Source organism: Nostocoides japonicum T1-X7, from assembly GCF_001046855.1.
Taxonomy (GTDB): domain Bacteria; phylum Actinomycetota; class Actinomycetes; order Actinomycetales; family Dermatophilaceae; genus Nostocoides; species Nostocoides japonicum.
The window spans coordinates 254,057-272,827 of sequence record NZ_HF570958.1 but is presented as its reverse complement, the minus strand read 5'-3'; the positions used below and the strand labels follow the sequence as shown (position 1 = coordinate 272,827).

General features: G+C 69.4%; 12 protein-coding genes and 1 other RNA gene. 3 read left to right on the top strand and 10 right to left on the bottom strand.

Features of this window, described 5'->3' with window-relative positions; translation table 11 throughout:
• Nucleotides 1-7: 7 nt before the first annotated feature.
• Genes BN12_RS01250 through BN12_RS01240 form a run of 3 tightly spaced genes read right to left on the bottom strand, consistent with a single transcriptional unit; the run spans nucleotide 8 to nucleotide 6,098 of the window.
• A complete protein-coding gene (locus BN12_RS01250; RefSeq protein ID WP_162233016.1) occupies nucleotides 8-2,506 on the bottom strand; it encodes a LuxR C-terminal-related transcriptional regulator in 2,499 nt (832 codons plus the stop codon).
• Between the two features lie 35 nt (nucleotides 2,507-2,541).
• Nucleotides 2,542-3,315, bottom strand: a complete 774-nt coding sequence (gene ppk2, locus BN12_RS01245) for a polyphosphate kinase 2 (RefSeq protein ID WP_048549687.1) — start codon at nucleotides 3,313-3,315, stop codon at nucleotides 2,542-2,544.
• Complete coding sequence (locus BN12_RS01240) at nucleotides 3,312-6,098, bottom strand: cation-translocating P-type ATPase (RefSeq protein ID WP_048549686.1); 2,787 nt, start codon at nucleotides 6,096-6,098, stop codon at nucleotides 3,312-3,314. Before BN12_RS01240 ends, ppk2 begins: the two co-directional genes overlap by 4 nt.
• Before the next feature lie 564 nt (nucleotides 6,099-6,662).
• On the opposite strand from BN12_RS01240, the gene BN12_RS01235 reads away from it, so the two are divergent.
• The 3 genes from BN12_RS01235 (at nucleotide 6,663) to BN12_RS01225 (ending at nucleotide 8,955) form a co-directional block, all read left to right on the top strand.
• Complete coding sequence (locus BN12_RS01235; protein ID WP_157635282.1) at nucleotides 6,663-6,863, top strand: hypothetical protein; 201 nt, start codon at nucleotides 6,663-6,665, stop codon at nucleotides 6,861-6,863.
• Nucleotides 6,864-6,942: 79 nt separating this feature from the next.
• A complete protein-coding gene (locus BN12_RS01230) occupies nucleotides 6,943-8,607 on the top strand; it encodes an SLC13 family permease (RefSeq protein WP_048549684.1) in 1,665 nt (554 codons plus the stop codon).
• A gap of 117 nt (nucleotides 8,608-8,724) precedes the next feature.
• Entirely contained in the window at nucleotides 8,725-8,955 is a 231-nt protein-coding gene (locus tag BN12_RS01225) for a hypothetical protein (protein WP_048549683.1), read from the top strand.
• Nucleotides 8,956-9,088: 133 nt separating this feature from the next.
• Here the strand turns inward: BN12_RS01225 and BN12_RS01220 are convergent, their stop codons facing one another.
• The 7 genes from BN12_RS01220 to acnA form a co-directional block, all read right to left on the bottom strand.
• Entirely contained in the window at nucleotides 9,089-11,233 is a 2,145-nt protein-coding gene (locus BN12_RS01220; protein ID WP_048549682.1) for a hypothetical protein, read from the bottom strand.
• 299 nt (nucleotides 11,234-11,532) lie between these two features.
• The gene (gene deoC, locus BN12_RS01215) at nucleotides 11,533-12,312 is read right to left on the bottom strand and encodes a deoxyribose-phosphate aldolase (RefSeq protein ID WP_200901116.1); all 780 of its coding nucleotides are present in this window, start codon (nucleotides 12,310-12,312) and stop codon (nucleotides 11,533-11,535) included.
• Between the two features lie 100 nt (nucleotides 12,313-12,412).
• An RNA gene (gene rnpB, locus BN12_RS23545) (RNase P RNA component class A) lies at nucleotides 12,413-12,799 on the bottom strand.
• A gap of 64 nt (nucleotides 12,800-12,863) precedes the next feature.
• Nucleotides 12,864-13,691 (bottom strand): alpha/beta fold hydrolase, encoded by an 828-nt coding sequence (locus tag BN12_RS01210; RefSeq protein ID WP_048555867.1) that lies wholly within the window; start codon nucleotides 13,689-13,691, stop codon nucleotides 12,864-12,866.
• A gap of 31 nt (nucleotides 13,692-13,722) precedes the next feature.
• A complete protein-coding gene (gene sucD / locus BN12_RS01205) occupies nucleotides 13,723-14,601 on the bottom strand; it encodes a succinate--CoA ligase subunit alpha (protein WP_048549680.1) in 879 nt (292 codons plus the stop codon).
• A gap of 86 nt (nucleotides 14,602-14,687) precedes the next feature.
• A complete protein-coding gene (gene sucC, locus BN12_RS01200) occupies nucleotides 14,688-15,857 on the bottom strand; it encodes an ADP-forming succinate--CoA ligase subunit beta (RefSeq protein WP_048549679.1) in 1,170 nt (389 codons plus the stop codon).
• A 97-nt stretch (nucleotides 15,858-15,954) separates the two neighbouring features.
• On the bottom strand, nucleotides 15,955-18,717 hold the full coding sequence (gene acnA / locus BN12_RS01195) for an aconitate hydratase AcnA (protein WP_048549678.1): 2,763 nt from the start codon (nucleotides 18,715-18,717) through the stop codon (nucleotides 15,955-15,957).
• Between the last annotated feature and the right edge of the window lie 54 nt (nucleotides 18,718-18,771).

Sequence of the window (18,771 nt, the reverse complement as noted above, 5' to 3'; positions counted from 1 at the left end):
CCCGAGGTCAGCCGTGCGGATCCGGCGTCACGAGCCCGAGCTCGATGCCCCGCTCGATGGCCGCACGGCGCCGGCGGACCCCGAGCTTGCGGTAGATGTTCGAGCGATGCCAGTTCGCCGTGTTCACGGAGACGAACAGCCGCGAGGCCAGCTCACTCGTGGAGCCGACATAGGGGAGCAGCCGGAGCACCTCGAGCTCTCTGGAGGTCAGCGTCTCGGGAAGGGCCGTCCGCGTTCCCAGCCGCGCCGCGGCCTCAAGGAGCATCGGATGGGTGATGCGCTCCGGGTCGAGGCGTTCCCACAGCTGGGCCGGCGCGTTCATCAGCACCCCGACGAGGCTTCCCTCGGTCGCCAGGTCCGCGGCCTCGGTCGCCCGCCGGGAGGCGTCGGCCGCCGACGCGGCGACCGAGGCCTCCGCCAGCAGGCGCACGATCCGACCGTGTCGGTCGGTCGGAACGGGGAGCCGCAGCAGCCAGCGCGCGACCGATCGTCGCTCGGCGCGGCACAGGAGGATCTCCACCCAGGCGGCGAGCGTCAGCTCGTGCGGCGAGGTGGTCTGCAGGAGCCGTTCGGCACCGGCATGGTCACCCAACCGGGACCGGTCGCGTGCAGCGGTCGCGGTGACGAACTGCTCGACGATCGGCAGCGTCGCCGCGGTGAGCGGCGGGTCCACCTCCGCCAGGAAGGAATGCGAGACGCCGGCCATCGCGGCGATCTGGCCGCAGCTGGCCAGCAGGTTCGCCGCTCGCAGCGGACGACAGCGGCTCGCGGCATCGCGCAGGGTGGCCAGTGCCGCGTCACGATCGCCGGTGACGACGGAGCTCGCGGCCTGGCCGAGCAGGGCGGGCACGATGCGCACATGGTGGTTGGCCAGACCTGCGTCCCTGGCGAGCTGGAGTGCCTCCTCCGCATACGCCCGGGCGGCCGCGACGTCTCCCTGCATCGCGAGCACGTAGGAGAGGGAGCCGCATACCCCGGCCTGGTCCATCGCACCGACCTCGGCGCGGTGCCGCAGCATGCGACGGAGCCCCTCGGCGGCCTCGTCCCATCGTCCGAGCATCGCGTTCGCCCGGCCCGCCGCGATCCCAGCCGCCAGCTCGAAGCGGCTGACCCCCGGGAACTGGGGGATGCCTTCGTGCTGGGCCGCCTCGTCCAGGCTGATGAGGACGGGCTCGGCCTCGTCGCACAGGCGCAGCGCCTCACGTGGGTCGGTGACCCACCCGGTCGTCCAGGCGTAGATGAGTTTCGCGACGGCTGCGGCGCGGGCGTTCCTCTCGATCGTCGGATCATGAAGGCCCTCGAGTGCCTGGGCCGGCCGTCCGATGCGCAGGTTCGCATAGCAGTACAGCAATGCCATCTCGAGGTCGTCGCGCCACTGCCGGCCCGGGATGGCGTCGAGCCACCCCACGAAACGATCCAGCCGGGCGTGTCGGTCGATCTCGCCGACACGTTGGCGTGTCAGCTCGATCGCCTCCGTCCAGGCCCGGCCTGCGATGAGGTGGTCCATGGCGTTGGAGAGCGTGCTGAAGGTGTCGGGCTCGTCGAGCCAGGCCTCCGCCGCACGTCGATGCAGGTGCTCCTCGGCCTCCGGCTCGACCTGTGACAGCTTGCGGTGCAAGGCCTCCCGGAGGACGGCCTGGTAGGAGTAGCGGCCGTCGGGAAGCTGGGTGACCATCGAGGTCCGCCGTTGCACGTCGTGCAGGATGCGGGCGGCGGTGACCTCGCCCGAGACCGCGACCGCCACCGAGGCGGGGAAGTGCTGCAGGATCGAGGTCCGGGTCAGCACCCGCGTCTCGGCCTCCGGCAGCTCGGGCAGGACCTCCTCGATGACGTAGTCGACGAGGTCCAGCACCTCCTTCTCGAGGTCGAGGTCGGGGTCTGCGGCGAGCCGCCACCGCACGACCTCCATCGCCGCGGGCCAGCCGCCGGTCACCCGGCTCACGGCCGGGGCGCGGGACGCCAGCTCCGGAGGAAGCAGCTCCGCGATCTCGTCGCCGGTCAGACGTAGCCGGTCGGCCGTGACGACCTCTGCGAACCCCGCGACCCGCCATCGTTGGAGCGGCCAGGGAGGATCGATCCGGGTGGCCACGACGAAGCGGCGCTGCGGGTCGGCGACCGTCGAGATCAGCCGGCCCACGTCGCGACCGGTCTCCGCGGAGAGCCCCTGCAGGTCGTCGAGGAAGCAGACGAACGGCTCACCGATCCCGCGCAGCGCCTCCGCCGTGCGGAAGACGAACTCGGCTCCGAGACGGTCGCCGTCGGGCGGGAGGAGCCCGATCGCGTCGACGAGGACGTCCTCGGCTGCCCCGAGCTCGCGGGCGCAGTCCGCGAGGACGAGGCCGACATCGCGGGCGTTCGTGCGGTAGAAGGCGTCGAACGTGCCGTACGCCGCTCTGGCCTGACGCCGTCGCCAGCCCTCGACGAGAGTCGTCTTGCCGAATCCGGCCGCCGCGACCACCGCCGTCAGGGGCGCGTCACCGAGCGCGAGGCGGTCACGCTCTGCCACGACCCGTGGCAGTCGGGCGAAGGTCATGACCGCTGTTACGCGGAGTAGCGGGTCTCGACGAGGCGGCTCTCCACGACCTCGGGGTCGCGATCCGGGGCGATCGACCGCTCGGGGAGCTCGACGTTCATCTTCGACAGCGGAAGGTAGGGCACCCTCGCGAGGATATCGGCGATGACGTTGAGCCGCGCGGACTTCTTGTCGTCACTGCGCACGGTATGCCACGGTGCCCAGTCGCTGTGGGTCTGGGTCAGCATGTCGTCCCTGGCCTTGGTGTACTCGTCCCACTTGGCGTACGAGGCGATGTCCATGTCGGACAGCTTCCAGATCTTGCGCGGGTCGTCGATGCGGCTCTCCAGCCGGAGGGTCTGCTGCTCGGGACCGACCTCCAGCCAGTACTTGAGCAGGATGATGCCCGACTCCACCATGACGCGTTCGACGGACGGGACCATGCGGAGGAAGTCGCGGACATCCTTCTCGCCGCAGAACCCGAAGACCCGCTCGACGCCGGCCCGGTTGTACCAGCTGCGGTCGAAGATGACGACCTCGCCTCCCGCCGGGAGATGGGGGATGTACCGCTGGACGTACATCTGGCTCTTCTCGCGATCGGTGGGTGCGGGCAGTGCGACGACCCGGAAGACCCGCGGGCTGACCCGCTCGGTGAGCGCCTTGATCACCCCGCCCTTGCCGGCCGAGTCACGGCCTTCGAAGACGATGCAGACCTTGGCCCCGGACTCCCTCACCCACTCCTGCATCTCCACGAGGTCGGCGTGGAGCACCTTGAGCTGCTTGCGGTAGCGCTTGCCCTTCATGCGCGATCGTTCCTCTCCGCTGGGGTCGGTGTGAGTGCGCGTTCCGGCAGCAGGGCACCGAGGCCGTTCTCGGGCTCCGGCTCCTTCGCAGTCGTGCCGCGCCGAACGAGCTTGTAGAGCTCGACGACGACGGGCAGCACCAGCGACCAGCCGACGGCCCGGATCCACTGGTCGCCGCTGAGCGGGACTGTGCCGAGCAGGTCGCCCAGCCCGCTCCATTGCACGCCGATCACGGTGAGGCCTGCCGGGATCAGCAGGATCTTCAGCGCGCCCGCGACGGGCGCGGCCAGCCCCGATCCCGGGGATCGGCGCATCACGAGCCCGCTGAGGACGGTGCCCAGGCCCATCACGGCGAAGGCCATCGTCACGGGGACGTTGGGCTCGTCGGCGCTCATCGTGCCCGGCGCGAGCAGCAGGGCCGCGAGCGTGATCGCGAAGAGCACGACTCCGTAGAGCAGCCACTCGCCGATCGCGCGGCCGTTGGTGATGCCTTCCTTCGTGTTCCGCGGCGGCCGGGTCATGATGTCGTCCGGCGTCGGATCGAGCATGATCATGACGATGGGCAACCCGGCGACGAAGAAGTTCAGGTAGAGCACCATGAGGGGTGTCAGCGGCATCCCCGAGTTGATGTCGAGGATGCTCGCGACGAGGAACAGCAGCACCAAGGAGAACAGCTGGGTCATCTGGTAGCGCACGTACGCCGTGACCTTGTCGTAGATCCCTCGGCCGAGCCGGATCGCGTTCACCAGGGTGCCGAAGTTGTCGTCCGTGAGGATCATCTTCGCGGCCTGTTTGGTGACCTCGCTGCCGGAGCCCATCGCGACACCGATGTCGGCCTGCTTGAGGGCGGCGGCGTCGTTGACGGCGTCTCCGGTCATCGCGACGACCTCGCCGTCCTCCTGCATGAGTCTCGCGAGCCGCAGCTTGTCCTGTGGGGTCACCCGGCCGAAGACGTGCAGGCGCGGGAGGGCGGCCCTCAGGTCCGCGTCGGTCATCGCCTGGATCTCCGAGCCGCTGATCGCGCCCGGGCCGAGACCCAGCTCGGCGCCGATCGCTCCGGCGGTGATCGCATGGTCCCCCGTGATCATCCGGACGTCGATACCCGCGGCGTGCGCGATGCGCACCGCCTCCAGGGATGACGGACGGAGCGGATCGATGATGCCGACCATCCCTACGAATCGGAACTTCTTGACGTGTCCCATCGGGTCGGCCGCGACGGCGTCCGCACGGCCGGTGAGGACGCGTATGCCGAAGGCGAGCACCCGCAGACCCCGCTCGGACATCTCCCGGTTCGCGTCGAGGAGCTCGGCACGCACCTCGTCGATCGGCACCTCCGTGCCGTCGGCGAGCTGGGCGTGGCTGCAGCGGTCCAGGACGACGTCGGGACCGCCCTTGATGAGACCGACGAACTGCCGGAGGCCGGCCAGCGACACATCGTGATAGGTGACCATGAACTTGTCGTCGGAGTCGAACGGGACCTCGGCCGCCCGTGGGTAGGCCCGACGGGTCTCTTCGGCGTCCACGCCGAGCTTCGCCGCGAGCACGACCAGGGCCGCCTCCGTGGGGTCCCCGACCACGTCGCCGCGATCGGAGACGGTGGCGTCGGAGTCCAGGCAGAGTCCGAGGGCCAGCCGGGTGAAGTCGGGCACCGGCATACCGGCAGCACCGGTGATCTGCCCCGACTTCTCGTAGCCGTCACCGGAGACGCTGAACCACTCCCCCCGGTAGTACAGCTTGCGCACCATCATCTCGTTGAGGGTCAGTGTCCCCGTCTTGTCGGAGTTGATCGCGCTCGTCGCACCGAGGGTCTCGACGTCCCCGAGATTCTTCACGACGGCCTTCGCCTCCGCGAGCTTCTTGGCTCCGAACGCGAGCATCGCCTGGACGAACGTGGGCATGCCGGTCGGGATGGCCGACACCGCCATCGAGATCCCGAGCAGCAGCACCGCGTCGAGGTGCTCGCCGCGAGCGAACCCGATGACGACGATGATCACGACCGAGATCCACGCGATGATGCCGAGCACCTTGGTCAGGGAGGCCAGCTCCCGTTGGAGGGGTGACTTCGACGGGGGCACCGCCGACAGCATCGATGCGATCTGGCCCATCTCGGTGCCCATGCCGGTCTCGGTGACGACCATCGTCGCGGTCCCACGCGTGATCGAGGTGTTCTGGAAGAGCATCGCGGTGCGGTCTCCGAGCGCGACGTCATCGCCGTCGATCGCGGCGGCGCCCTTCGGAATCGGCGCGCTCTCCCCGGTCAGCGCCGCCTCCTGCGTCTCGCAGGTCGCCGATCTCAGGATCCGCCCGTCCGCGGGAACCAGGTCCCCCGCCTCGAGCTGCACGATGTCTCCCGGCACGAGCTCCGTCGCGGGGATCTCCACCAAGCGTCCGTCGCGGAGCACCCGCGTCCTCGGCGTCTGCATCTTCGCCAGGGCGTCGACGGCCGACAGCGCCTTCAGCTCCTGTTGCGTGCCGAGCACCACGTTGAGGACGACGAGAGCCGCCACCATGATGCCGACCGGTCGTTGACCGATGACCATGCTGGCGACGGCGACGACGACGAGCATCAGGTTCATCGGGTCGCGCAGCTCCCTGAAGGCGATCGTCCACCGGGTGGGCGGTGGCTCCGACGCGATCTTGTTCTCGCCGTGTTCGGCACGGCGAGAGCCGACGACCGCCGTGTCGAGACCACGATCGACGTCGACGTCCAGCGCCGCCGACACCTCCTCCGGCGCCATGGCATACCAGGGACGCCTGCCGGTCATCAGGGAAAGCTCAGTCATCGTCTCGCGTCTCTCCTTCAGACAAACGTGCCGCTCGATCCCACGACCGGTCCTGCGGCACGACCCGAGAGGAGTATGGCGCGGCGCCCCTCGAGACCGGGTCGTGAAGCCCATGACCCATCGTCGTGAGGTCCACATCGGGCCGGGACGCCGCGCGGCGGCGACATGATGGGCTGCGGTTGATGGGTTTTGCGGCACTCACGGGGTGAGGCGAGGGCGCGCCCCTACTCTGACGCCAGCCGCCGGGCGCTCGTGGCGCCGTTCCGGGCAAGGAACGACGCAGACGCGGCGTCCCGGGGCGACCCATCCCGGAGACGACCACCCAGAAGGGAGGGACTGACGGATGTCGAAGAAGAAGAAGAAGGACAAGAAGGGCAAGAAGAAGAGCAAGAAGAAGTAGCGGAGCCGGGTGCCTCGGGAACATCGCGAATGCGTACGCCCTGCTCCGTATTCCGCACGGACGACGGTGTCGCGCGGGGCGCCGGAGGCACCCGGAACCGTCCGCAGCGACCGGCAGCCCCGAGGGTGACGAGCGGATCCGTGGAGGACGGAAGGAGTGCGGACATGCCCTCGGAGGACGACCGATCGGCGCTGAGCGAGGACGACGGGGAACCCTCGACAAGGGACGGTCTCCCGCCCGGTGATCACCCGAGGCCGGTCCACGCACTCGCCGAGCCGAGCGACGGGGACCATCCCGCGCGGCGGCCCGGGCTCACTTATCTCCAGGCCCGGTACTGGGACGCCCTCTTCCGGACCGAGGACTGAAGGCCGTGCCTCCCGCGAGGATCGATATGTCGTCACCCGGCGCGGACGTCCCGTCGACATCGGCGCAGGAAGGGGTCGCGTGGCCGTCGTAGCCGCGGTACTGGTCGTCGTCACGCTCATCGTTCTGACGGCCGGTTGGACGCCTCCGGTCATCGCCCTCGGTTCGGCGGTCGTGATCGCCGGCCTGCTCGGGATCGCCCCGCCTCGCGAGCTGTTCTCCGGCTTGAGCAACGGAGGCGTCATCACTGTCGGCGCGATGCTGGTCATCGCGAAGGGCATCGTGCAGACCGGTCTCGTGGACCGCCTGACCCGCGCGCTGCTCATGAGCGTCACGAGTGCCCGGTCGGCCACCCTGCGGCTCGCGCTGCCGCTCGGCGTCGCATCCGGGCTCATGAACACGACCCCGATCGTCGCCATGCTCGTGCCCGCCAGCAAGCAGCTGGAGCAGACCCGGTCGATCCCCGCGCGGGAGCTGATGCTCCCGCTCGCGCACCTCACGACGCTGACGGGGTCGATCACCCTGATCGGAACGAGCTCGAACCTGCTCATCGCCGGGATCGCCGACGACGGCGGCGTCACCATGACGATGCTCTCGTTCGCGCCCGTCGCCCTTCCCGTGGCACTCGCCGGTCTCGGCGTGCTCATCGTCACCGGGCCCCGGATGCTGCGCGGTTCGGGGCTCGCCAGGCCCGAGCGGCGCGAATGGCACGTGGAGATCCCGATCGGCGAGGGAGCGCTGGCTGCGGACCGGACCGCCGACGAGCTGGGCCTCGGGTCGGCTCGCGACTACCGGTTGACGTCCGTGCGACGCGACGGGGATGCGCTCACCCCAGAGACCGTCATCGCGGTGCGCGACATCCTCGTGTTCCAGGCGACGGAGGCCGGCATCCGCGCCCTCTGGGCCAGTCCGGTGTTCGGGCTGTCGGCCCAGCGCCTGTTCGCGGTGTCCGTGAGGACGGGAGCGACGGGGACTCTCAACGACCTCGGGATGGACGACGACATCGAGGTCATCGCCGCGAGGACGACGACCTCTCTGCACCGCACCGAGCTGGTGCCCGGCGCCACGTGCTACGTCGCCGCGCATCGCGCCGAGATCGTCGACCGCAGCGAGTACGTCACCCTCTGGCAGGACGTGGCGAGCCGCGTGCCGCAGCCACGCAACACGTGGAAGGCGGTGACGATCCTCGGCGCAGTGGTTCTGCCGGCCTCGTTCGGACTCGCCCCGATCGAGCTCACCTCGGTCGGTGGGGCGCTCCTCATGGTCCTCACCGGCGTCCTGACACCCCGGTCCGCGGCGCGCGCCCTCGACGGGAACATGCTCGGCATCCTCGCCGGATCCGTGGGCCTCGGCGTGATCGTGCTCGAGAGCGGGCTCGCCGACGTGCTCGCCCACACGATCCAGGGCCTCGTCGCGGGGAGTGCCGCGCTCGTCATCGTCGTCTTCGGCATCGTGACCGTCCTGCTGACCAACGTGGTCTCGAACGCGGCGGCGGCCGCCATCCTCACCCCGGTGGCGATCGCCGTGGCCGTAGATGTCCAGATGGACCCGGTCATCCTCCTCGCGCTCGTCGGCACCTGCATCTCGTTCACCTTCCTCAACCCGTTCGCCCACCAGACCAACCTCATGGTCATCGGTCCGATCGGCTACACCCGAGCCGAGTTCACGAGGTTCGGGACACCACTGCTCGTCGTCGGACTCGTCATCGCGTGCGCTGTGGGCACTCTCCTGGTCTCGCTTACCTGACGGCGCGGTCCCGCGGTGCGTCTCCTCACGGAGGCGCGCCCGGTCCGGAGTCCATGCGCGGCATACAGTGTGATGGCGATCCGGACGTGGCGAGCCGACGGAAGGGGCACCAGGGCCATGGAGATCACCTTCCATGTCAACCCTGTCAGCGCCGTCGTCTTCCTCGTGATCGGAGTGGGCGTCTACCTCTACGCCAGGGCCACACCGGCCGTCCTGATCCGTTGGTTCGGCCGCACTCCGATCAGCCTGGCCCTCTTCTGCACCCTCCTGCCCTTCCCGTTCCTGCTCGTCTTCCTCTGGGACGCGAGTCGGCGAGGCAGCCGGCAGAAGCCGGATCCGAACGCCTGAGCGTCAGCGCGTCATGCGGGGTGATCGCTTCGCAACGACGAATCCGCAGGGAAGAGCAACCAGCACCGGCCCAAGGGCGGGCATCCGCATCACTGGGAGATGCTCCTGACGATGCAGCGCCTCGCGGGGCCGGTCAGACGGTCTTCGCCATCGTCACCGTGACCGACCGAGTCGTCGCGGACAGCGTGACCGTTCCGGTGGCCGGGTCGATGGCGCCGGCGTTCGTCGAGGTGAGGTTGCCGACGAAGGCGGGCAGCTGGAACAGCACGGGTCCGGACGGATGGTGACCGGTCAGGGTGAGTGTCACCCTGCGGCCCTGCGTGGTCACCCGGATGCCGAGGTGCTGACCGCCGGTGATCGGGACGTTCGTCACCTGGATGTCCTTGCCGGTGCGCACCCATGCGTTCGGCACGCCGCGGCCGACGATGAGCGTACCGTCACCGCGCTCGGCGACCAGCGAGGCCATGAGCGCCAGGTTGGCATCAGCCGAACCCCAGGCGTGCGGGGATGCCCCGGCCCCGGCGCTGGGGTGGCTGCCGACCCATGGTGAGGCCGGGTCGGGTGCCTCCACGCTCTCCCACCACGAGTAGGGGCCGCTCTGGGTGTTCCTGATCATGAACTGGTAGCCCAGGATGGCCTGGTCGCGGTGCGTGTCGCCGGCCAGCCCCCATTCCCCGTAGCCGGCGTTGTAGCCGGTGCTGTAGTCGGTGTCGCCGTAGCCGCCGTAGGTGTTGGGCGGTAGGAGCCCCTCGAGCCGGCCGAACCCGTAGTCGTAGGTCGAGTCGATGAGGTCGATGCCGGGGCCGTTGACCGGAGCGTCGAACAGGTACCCGTCCCACGCCCAGCGTCCGAACAGGAACGGGGCCGCCCAGTTCGCGTCCTTGGGGTTCGAGCACCGGTTGTCGTCGTTGGGCTCGACCATCGAGCACGGCAGGTAGTCGAGGCCGTACGTGGTGATGGTGGCGGTCAGGGTCTGGTTCACCGCGCCGAGCAGGCTGCTGTACTCGCCCGAGGCCCAGGTGTACTCGGTCTTGTCCCCGACCTGTTGGGCGAGCCACCGGTAGGCAGCCAGGCCCATCAGCGCCGAGTAGTTGTCGATGGTCCAGTAGCCGTCGGCGTCGATGTCCGGTGTGTTCTCCATGATGCCGCCGGGACCGGTCCGGGCCGCGGCGATCGCGTGAGCGCTGTCCTTGATGCTCGGCTGGTCGGCGTCACCGAGCGGGCCGGGCGTCGCGAAGTTCTTCTTCACGCTCGCGAGGTCGCCGGTCTTCTGCAGGTAGATCGCCCACGGCCACGCGTACTTCCAGATGCCGTCGTCGTACTGCGCCTGCGGGCCGACGACGTCGCGCAACCTCAGCAGCAGGTCGAGTGCGGTGGTCGTCCCGTCGGTGCGGAACCCCTGGTTGAGCATGTTCGCGAGGATGCCGACGACGTCGTGGCTGTACTCCTTGTCGTAGCCGTTGACGCCGGTCTTGAGCATCGTGCCGGCGCGGGTGATCTGGGTGTAGATGAAGCCGGTGCGGTATGCGTCGACAAGGGTCGGGTCGGGCAGCTGCCTGATCTGGGCCAGGCCGCGCAGCTGCGCGTTCCAGTAGGAGCGCATGTGCGCGTAGTGCGCCCGCCAGCTGCCGGCCGCCGCGAGCCGGGCCGCCGAGGGGTATGCCTGGGTGCCTCCGAACTCGTCGGAGAACACGGCGTAGTCGTGGTGCACCGTGCTGTGCGGTGCGACCTCGTTCGTGGGCTTGTTGAGGGCGACGAGCCCGGTCGTCGGCTGCGGGTCGACCGTGATCGGCGTGGCCGTCGGGTTCGTCACCGAGACGCGGCTGTAGATCGCGACATAGTCCTTGCCGCCGATGCGCACCTCGTCGCCGAAGTTCGTGATGCTGACCTTGGCTGCACCGGACCGGAAGCCGGTGACGAGCGCGGGGAGATATCCCTCGGCGTTGGCCCAGGTGGTCCTGCTGCCGTTGTAGACGCCGTAGCCGTAGAGCGTGCCGGTGTTCTTCACGACGAAGCTGCCGCTCAGGCAGGCGACGACCGCCTGGGTGTTGCCCGCCCAGCCGATCGCGGCCGCGGTCGTGCCCTGCGCATACTCGGTGTCGGTCGACGTCCCGCAGCTCGCACCGGACAGCGGCGCCGCGTTGGCGGCGGACAGCCGCGCCGCGAACGCGCTCGTCGTACCGGCCAGCGGAAGCAGGCCGCCCGTGACGGCGACGACCGTGGCCACCACCACCGCGCGCACCGAGACCGGCCCGCGCCGTACGCCTGACTCACCCATGTCGCGACCTCCATGTCGACGACTCGAAATGTCTCACCCGCGGATCGGCTTCCGGGGGATACAGACCCACCCGACGAGTCTCGCGCCCAGCCACCTCTGGCCTTCAAGAACCATCGCACCGGACCACATGGCTCGCAACTGCAGTCGTCGTCTGACGCGACTGCGATCATCGTCCGACCGGTGTGACGGAGAGGTGGCGGTCTGGCACCCGATCGGGGCCTGAGCACCACCGCCCAGCCGGCCAGTTGGCGGTCCGGTACTCGATCGGCGCGGGCGCTCGACCGGAGCGGCTGTCGGGGTCAGCTGCCTATGGTGGCGGCATCCTCGGTGACTCCGAGGACGACCGGGGTGGAGCGGTACCCGATGCCCAAGCGGTCGACTCCGGCATCGATCAGGCGGAGGAAGTGGTCACGGTCTCGGATCGAGCCGGAGCCCTTGACCTTGACGCGCCCGGCGGCCGCGGCGATCAAGATGCGGACCATGTCGTCGGAGGCACCGGTCTGCGCGTGCTGTGGCGTGCCGGTGTAGAAGCCGGTGGAGGTCTTGATGAAGTCGGCACCGGCGGCGATGGCGGCCGCGGCCCCCGCCTGGATCTGTGCGATGGTCAGCGCGTCGGTCTCCAGGATCACCTTCACCGGTACCCGTGCCTCGTGGCATACCTCCGTCACGGCTCGTAGGTCCTGTTCGACCAGGTCGGCCCGCCCACCTCCCAGCAGGCCGTAGTTCGCGACGATGTCGATCTCCTGCACTCCTGCGGCGAGCACGTCCTTCGTCTGCGCGATCCGCGAGGCCGTCGTGGACAGCCCGAACGGGAAGTCCACGACCACACACAGCCCGGTGTCGCTCCCGGAGCACAGCCCCGCCGCTATCTCGATCGCCCACGGGTTGATGCACACTGTGCAGCACCCGTAACGGCAGCCGTTCTCCACCTCCCGGGCGATGTCCGCGGGGGTGAACTCAGGCTTCAGCACCGAGTGGTCGATGTAGGCAGCGAGCTCGGTGACGGACATCTCGCCGGCGGGCTCGTCGGGGGTCATGACGTGTCTCTCCTGGTTCCTGATCCGTGTACGGGTCTGCATCGACCGATCCTCGCTCATGTCGACACGACGACGATTGCACTCGGGGACGCCATGGCGACCGCGCGTGAGCCGTTTGCCGACTCTCACAGACACCTGACAGTGGATGAGTCGGCCGATACGCCGGGTTCTGTCCCGCGTCGCCGTTGCCGGCGGCGCGGTGGCGGTCATCCATCTAGGACGGCCGTTGCCGACCGCCTCCAGCGCTCTACCCGTGTGCTCGGACGGGCCGCCCTCGAACGCACACTGTCTGAGCTTGCTCCGGGTGGGGTTTACCGAGCCGACCTGGTCACCCAGGTCGCTGGTGGTCTCTTACACCACCGTTTCACCCTTGCCGCCCGTCCGGCCGAGGCCGTGCGGACGGCGGTCTGTTCTCTGTGGCACTGTCCCGCGGGTCGCCCCGGGTGGCTGTTGGCCACCACCTTGCCCTGTGGAGCCCGGACGTTCCTCGGCAGGGCCGAAGCCCTGACGCGACCGCCTGGCCGACTCATCCGGCCCCAGCATACGGCCGCGGGACCGGACGCCGACGCGTGGACTGAAGGACTCTCCGTCCGTCAATCCTTGGCACTCGAGGAGAGCACGTGGGCCTCGATGGCCTGGTTGACGCGGTCGGCCTCCTCGATCCAGCACAGGTGGCCCGCCCCCGGGAGGGTCAGCCGGGTCGCGGACGGGAGCCGCCGCGCGAGATGCGCCATGTTGGCGTACGGGACCACGCGGTCCTCGGTGCCGTGGACGATGAGCACGGGGACGTCGACCTCCCCCTCCGGTGCGCCCGCCTCCAGGTATGCCGCGGCCGCCGCAAACTGGGCCGCCCAGGCCCGGGACGACGTGGGATGCTCCAGCCGCATCCGCAGCAGGCGCTCGAACTCGGCGGGGTGCCGCGTCGTCCACCCGGGGGCGAACGACAGCGGCATCGTGGCCCGGGCATACTCCTGCGGACTCACCCGGTCGGAGGTCGCCCAGGCCTCGAGCGTCGCATCGGGGACCGGGGTGCACCCCGGACCGCCGCTCGTCGTGGAGATGAGGGTCAGCGACGTGACGACATTCGGGTGCCGCAGGGCGAGCGTGAGCGCGATGTACCCGCCCATCGAGGCCCCGACGACGTGGACGGGTCCGGGGACCACCCGGCTCACCGCGAGGGCATCCTCCGCCATCGTCTCGATGGTGTACGGCCCGGGCGGGGCGTCGGACGTCCCCGTCCCCCTGTTGTCCATCGCGATGACCCGGGCACGATCCCCGAGCTGCTCCAGCTGGGGCTCCCAGCTCCAGGACGCGTAGCCGAGGCCGGGGACGAACAGGATCGGCTCGCCCGTCCCCTTCTCGCGGTATGCGAGCCGCGTCCCGTCGTCCGCGCGGACGGCCCCGGCTGTCGTCTGGTCCACGTACCCCTTCACCCCTCCCCGGCCTCCCGGGTCAGCCGGCGAGGACGTCGCGCACGAGGAGTGCCGTCTCGCTCGGCGTCTTGCCGACCCTCACGTCGACCGCCTCGAGGGCCTCCTTCTTGGCCTGCGCGGTGCCGGACGACCCGGAGACGATGGCCCCCGCGTGACCCATCGTCTTGCCCTCGGGGGCGGTGAACCCGGCGACGTATGCGACGACCGGCTTCGTCACGTGCTCCGCGATGTAGGCGGCGGCCCGCTCCTCGGCGTCCCCGCCGATCTCGCCGATCATGACGATGGCATCCGTGTCCGGATCCGCCTGGAAGGCCTCGAGACAGTCGATGTGCGTCGTGCCGACGACGGGGTCCCCGCCGATCCCCACGCACGTCGTGAAGCCGACGTCACGCAGCTCGTACATGAGCTGGTAGGTCAGCGTCCCGGACTTCGACACGAGACCGAGCCGCCCGCTCTTGGTGATGTCGCTGGGAATGATGCCGGCGTTCGACACCCCGGGACTGATCACGCCCGGGCAGTTCGGGCCGACGATGCGCGTCTTCTTCCCCGCCGCATACGCCCAGAAGGCCGCGGTGTCATGGACCGCCATCCCCTCGGTGATCACGACCGTGAGCGGGATCTCGGCATCGATCGCCTCGATCACCGAGTCCTTCGTGAACGCCGGTGGGACGAAGCCGACGCTCACGTTCGCCCCGGTCTCGTCCATCGCCTCGGCGACGCTGCCGAACACGGGCAGCGTCGTGCCGTCCATGTCCACCGTCGTGCCGGCCTTCCGTGCGTTGACGCCGCCGACGACGCGCGCGCCGGAGGCGAGCATCCGGCGGGTGTGCTTCATGCCCTCCCCGCCGGTCATGCCCTGTACGACGATCACGCTGTCCTGGTCCAGCCAGATGGTCATGCCCTGCCCTCGCTTCGCTTCCCGCAACGGTGCGAGGCACACGCCGCGTGGTGACTGTGGTCCGTTGTCCGGGCGCCGCTCATGCTTCAGGCCCCCGCGTTCGCCAGCTCGGCGGCCTTGTCGGCCGCGCCGTCCATCGTGTCCACCATGGTGACCAAGGGATGGTTCGCCGCGGTGAGGATGCGCCGGCCCTCCTCGACGTTGTTGCCGTCCAAGCGGACGACGAGGGGCTTGTTGGCCTCGTCGCCGAGCATGTCGAGCGCGGCGACGATCCCGCTGGCCACCGCGTCGCACGCGGTGATCCCACCGAAGACGTTGACGAACACGCTGCGCACGGCCGGGTCGGACAGGATGATGTCGAGACCGTCCGCCATGACCTCGGCACTGGCTCCTCCGCCGATGTCGAGGAAGTTCGCCGGCCGCACACCACCGTGTCGCTCGCCCGCATACGCGACGACATCCAGCGTCGACATGACGAGTCCGGCCCCGTTGCCGATGATGCCGACCTCGCCGTCGAGCTTCACGTAGTTGATGTGCTTCTCCTTGGCCTTCGCCTCCAAGGGGTCGGCCGCCGCCTTGTCCTCGAGCGCCGCGTGATCGGGGTGCCGGAAGCTCGCGTTGTTGTCCAGGCTCACCTTCCCGTCGAGTGCGACCACCCGGCCGTCGCCCACCTGGGCCAACGGATTGACCTCGACGAGCGTCGCGTCCTCGGCGACGAAGGTGTCCCACAGCTTGACGAGGACCTCCGCGACGGGCTCGACCAGCTCGTCGGGGAACTTCGCGGCGGTCGCGATCTCTCGCGCCTTGGCCAGGTCGACACCGACGACCGCGTCCACCGGGACCTTCGCCAGCGCGTCCGGCCGCTCGGCGGCGAGCCGCTCGATCTCCATCCCACCCTCGAACGACGCCATGGCGAGGAAGGTGCGGTTGGCGCGGTCGAGAAGGTAGGAGACGTAGAACTCCTGCGCGATGTCGGCCCCGGGATCGACGAGGACGCGGTGCACCGTGTGTCCTCGGATGTCCATGCCGAGGATCGCCTCGGCCGCGGACTCGGCGTCGTCGGACGTCTTGGCGACCTTGACGCCGCCCGCCTTGCCGCGCCCACCGATCTTCACCTGCGCCTTGACGACGGTGACCCCGCCGATCCCCTCGGCGATCGCCTTCGCCTCGGCCGCCGTCGTGGCGACCTCGCCGAGGCTGACCGGCACACCGTGCTTCTGGAACAGCTGTTTGGCCTGGTACTCGAACAGATCCACGTGATCACGTCCGTTTCTTGGAAGGAGTTGAGACCGACCGTGTGGCAGGGGGAATCCCGCCCTGCCACACGGTCAGGGACTGCCGGAACGGCACCGCTCAGCGCAGCGACCGCAGGACGTACTGCATGATTCCGCCGTGCCGGTAGTACTCGGCCTCGCCGGGTGTGTCGATCCGCACGCGCGCGTCGAACTCCACACCGTCCGCCGCGACGTGCACCGTCTCGGGGATGCCGCCCTCGTTGAGCGCGGTGACGCCGGTGATGGTGATCGTCTCCTCACCGGTGAGGCCGAGCGACTCGGCGTTCTCCCCGTCGGGGAACTGGAGCGGAAGCACTCCCATCCCGATGAGGTTGGAGCGGTGGATGCGCTCGTAGGACTCGGCGATCACGGCCCGCACGCCGAGGAGCATCGTGCCCTTGGCCGCCCAGTCACGCGACGAGCCCGAGCCGTACTCCTTGCCCGCGAGGACGACGAGGGGAATGCCCGCCTCGGCGTACTTCTCCGAGGCCTCGAAGATCGTGGTGACCGGACCGCCGTCGGCCGTGAAGTCACGGGTGAACCCGCCCTCCGTCCCCGGTGCGATCTGGTTGCGCAGCCGGATGTTGGCGAAGGTGCCGCGGATCATCACCTCGTGGTTCCCGCGACGGGAGCCGTAGGAGTTGAAGTCCCGCCGCTGCACGCCGTGCTCGGACAGGTAGATGCCCGCCGGCGCGTCCGCCCGGATCGCTCCCGCCGGACTGATGTGGTCGGTCGTGACCGAGTCGCCCAGCTTGAGCAGGACCCGCGCGCCCTCGATGTCGCCGACCGCATCCGGCTCGACGGGCATGCCCTCGAAGTACGGCGGCTTGCGGACATAGGTCGACTCGCCGTCCCACTCGAAGGTGTCGCCCGCCGGGGTCGGCAGACCCTGCCAGCGCTCGTCGCCGGCGAACACGTCGGCGTAGTCGGTCGTGTACATCTCGCTCGCGATGGCCGCGTCGATGACTTCCTCGATCTCCTGCGGACTCGGCCAGATGTCGGCCAGGAAGACCGGCTCGCCGTCGGAGCCCGTGCCGAGCGGCTCCTGGAGCAGGTCGATGTCCATCGTCCCGGCCAGGGCGTACGCGACGACCAGCGGCGGCGAGGCGAGGTAGTTCATCTTCACGTCGGGGTTGATGCGACCCTCGAAGTTGCGGTTGCCGGAGAGGACGGCCGTCACGGCGAGGTCTCCCTCGTTGACGGCGGCCGAGACCTCCTCGATGATCGGGCCCGAGTTGCCGATGCACGTGGTGCAGCCGTAGCCGACGAGGTTGAAGCCGAGCTTCTCCAGGTAGGGGGTCAGCCCTGCGCGGTCGTAGTAGTCGGTGACGACCTTCGACCCCGGCGCGAGCGAGGTCTTGACCCACGGCTTGCGGGACAGGCCCTTCTCGACGGCCCTCTTCGCCAGGAGTGCGGCACCGACCATCACCGACGGGTTCGACGTGTTCGTGCAGGAGGTGATCGCGGCGATGACGACCGCGCCGTGGTCGATGACGGACGAGCCCTCGTCGGCGATCGTGACCTCCATCGGGTTCGACGGACGGCTCAGTGTCGAGCCACCGGAGGACGGCAGCTGCGTGTCCTCGTCGACCGCACCGGGGTCGGACGCCGGGAAGGACTCGGCGCCGGCCTCGTCGACCATGTCCTGGACGGAGTCGACGTAGTTCGTCAGCGCCTCGTGGAACATCGGCTTGGCCGACTTCAGCGGCACGCGGTCCTGGGGGCGCTTCGGGCCGGCCAGCGACGGCTCCACCGTCGAGAGGTCCAGCGAGAGGGACTCGGAGAACACCGGCTCGTTCGAGACGTCGTGCCAGAGGCCGTTCGTCTTCGCATACGACTCGACGAGGGCGATCTGGTCCTCGTGGCGCCCGGTGAAGCGCAGGTAGCGCAGGGTCTCCTCGTCGATCGGGAAGATCGCGCAGGTCGAGCCGTACTCCGGGCTCATGTTGCCGATCGTCGCGCGGTTCGCGAGAGGCACCGCGCCCACGCCGGGGCCGTAGAACTCGACGAACTTGCCCACGACGCCGTGCTGGCGCAGCATCTCGGTGATGGTCAGCACGAGGTCGGTGGCGGTGGAGCCGTCCGGCAGCTCACCGTCGAGCTTGAACCCCACGACCCGCGGGATGAGCATGCTCACCGGCTGGCCGAGCATCGCGGCCTCCGCCTCGATGCCGCCCACACCCCAGCCGAGCACGCCGAGCCCGTTGACCATCGTCGTGTGCGAGTCGGTCCCGACGAGGGTGTCCGGGTAGATGAGTCCGTTGCGCTCGAAGACGACACGGGCGAGGTACTCGATGTTGACCTGGTGGACGATGCCCGTGCCGGGGGGCACGACCTTGAACTCGTCGAATGCCGTCTGACCCCACCGCAGGAACTGGTAGCGCTCCCTGTTGCGCTCGTACTCCAGCTCGACGTTCCGGAGGAACGCGTCCGGTCGACCGAACAGGTCGGCGATGACGGAGTGGTCGATGACCAGCTCTGCCGGGGCCAACGGGTTGATCTTCGTGGGGTCGCCGCCCAGGGCGACCATGGCCTCGCGCATGGTCGCGAGGTCGACGACCGCGGGGACCCCGGTGAAGTCCTGCATGACGACGCGGGCCGGGGAGAACTGGATCTCGGTGCTCGGCTCCGCCGTCGGGTCCCAGTCGGCGACGGCCTGGATCTGCTCGGTCGTGACGTTGTGACCGTCCTCGGTGCGGAGCAGATTCTCCAGCAGGACCCGCAGGCTGAAGGGCAGCCGGTCCGATCCCTGGATGCGCGTGATGTCGTAGTACGTATGCGACGCGTCGCCGACCGTGAGAGTCGCCTCGGACGAGAAGCTGTTGTTACTGGTGAATGGCACGGAAAACTCCTTCGTTACTCCGGCGCCGAGCCGCTCGTTGGCGCCGTGACCGTC

Coding starts and splice junctions, on each gene's coding strand:
- BN12_RS01225 (WP_048549683.1), top strand. CDS start 8,725: ATGGAGATCACCTTCCATGTCAACCCTGTCAGCGCCGTCGTCTTCCTC.
- BN12_RS01235 (WP_157635282.1), top strand. CDS start 6,663: ATGCCCTCGGAGGACGACCGATCGGCGCTGAGCGAGGACGACGGGGAA.
- BN12_RS01240 (WP_048549686.1), bottom strand. CDS start 6,098: ATGACTGAGCTTTCCCTGATGACCGGCAGGCGTCCCTGGTATGCCATG.
- sucD (WP_048549680.1), bottom strand. CDS start 14,601: ATGACCATCTGGCTGGACCAGGACAGCGTGATCGTCGTACAGGGCATG.
- ppk2 (WP_048549687.1), bottom strand. CDS start 3,315: ATGAAGGGCAAGCGCTACCGCAAGCAGCTCAAGGTGCTCCACGCCGAC.
- deoC (WP_200901116.1), bottom strand. CDS start 12,312: ATGCAGACCCGTACACGGATCAGGAACCAGGAGAGACACGTCATGACC.
- BN12_RS01220 (WP_048549682.1), bottom strand. CDS start 11,233: ATGGGTGAGTCAGGCGTACGGCGCGGGCCGGTCTCGGTGCGCGCGGTG.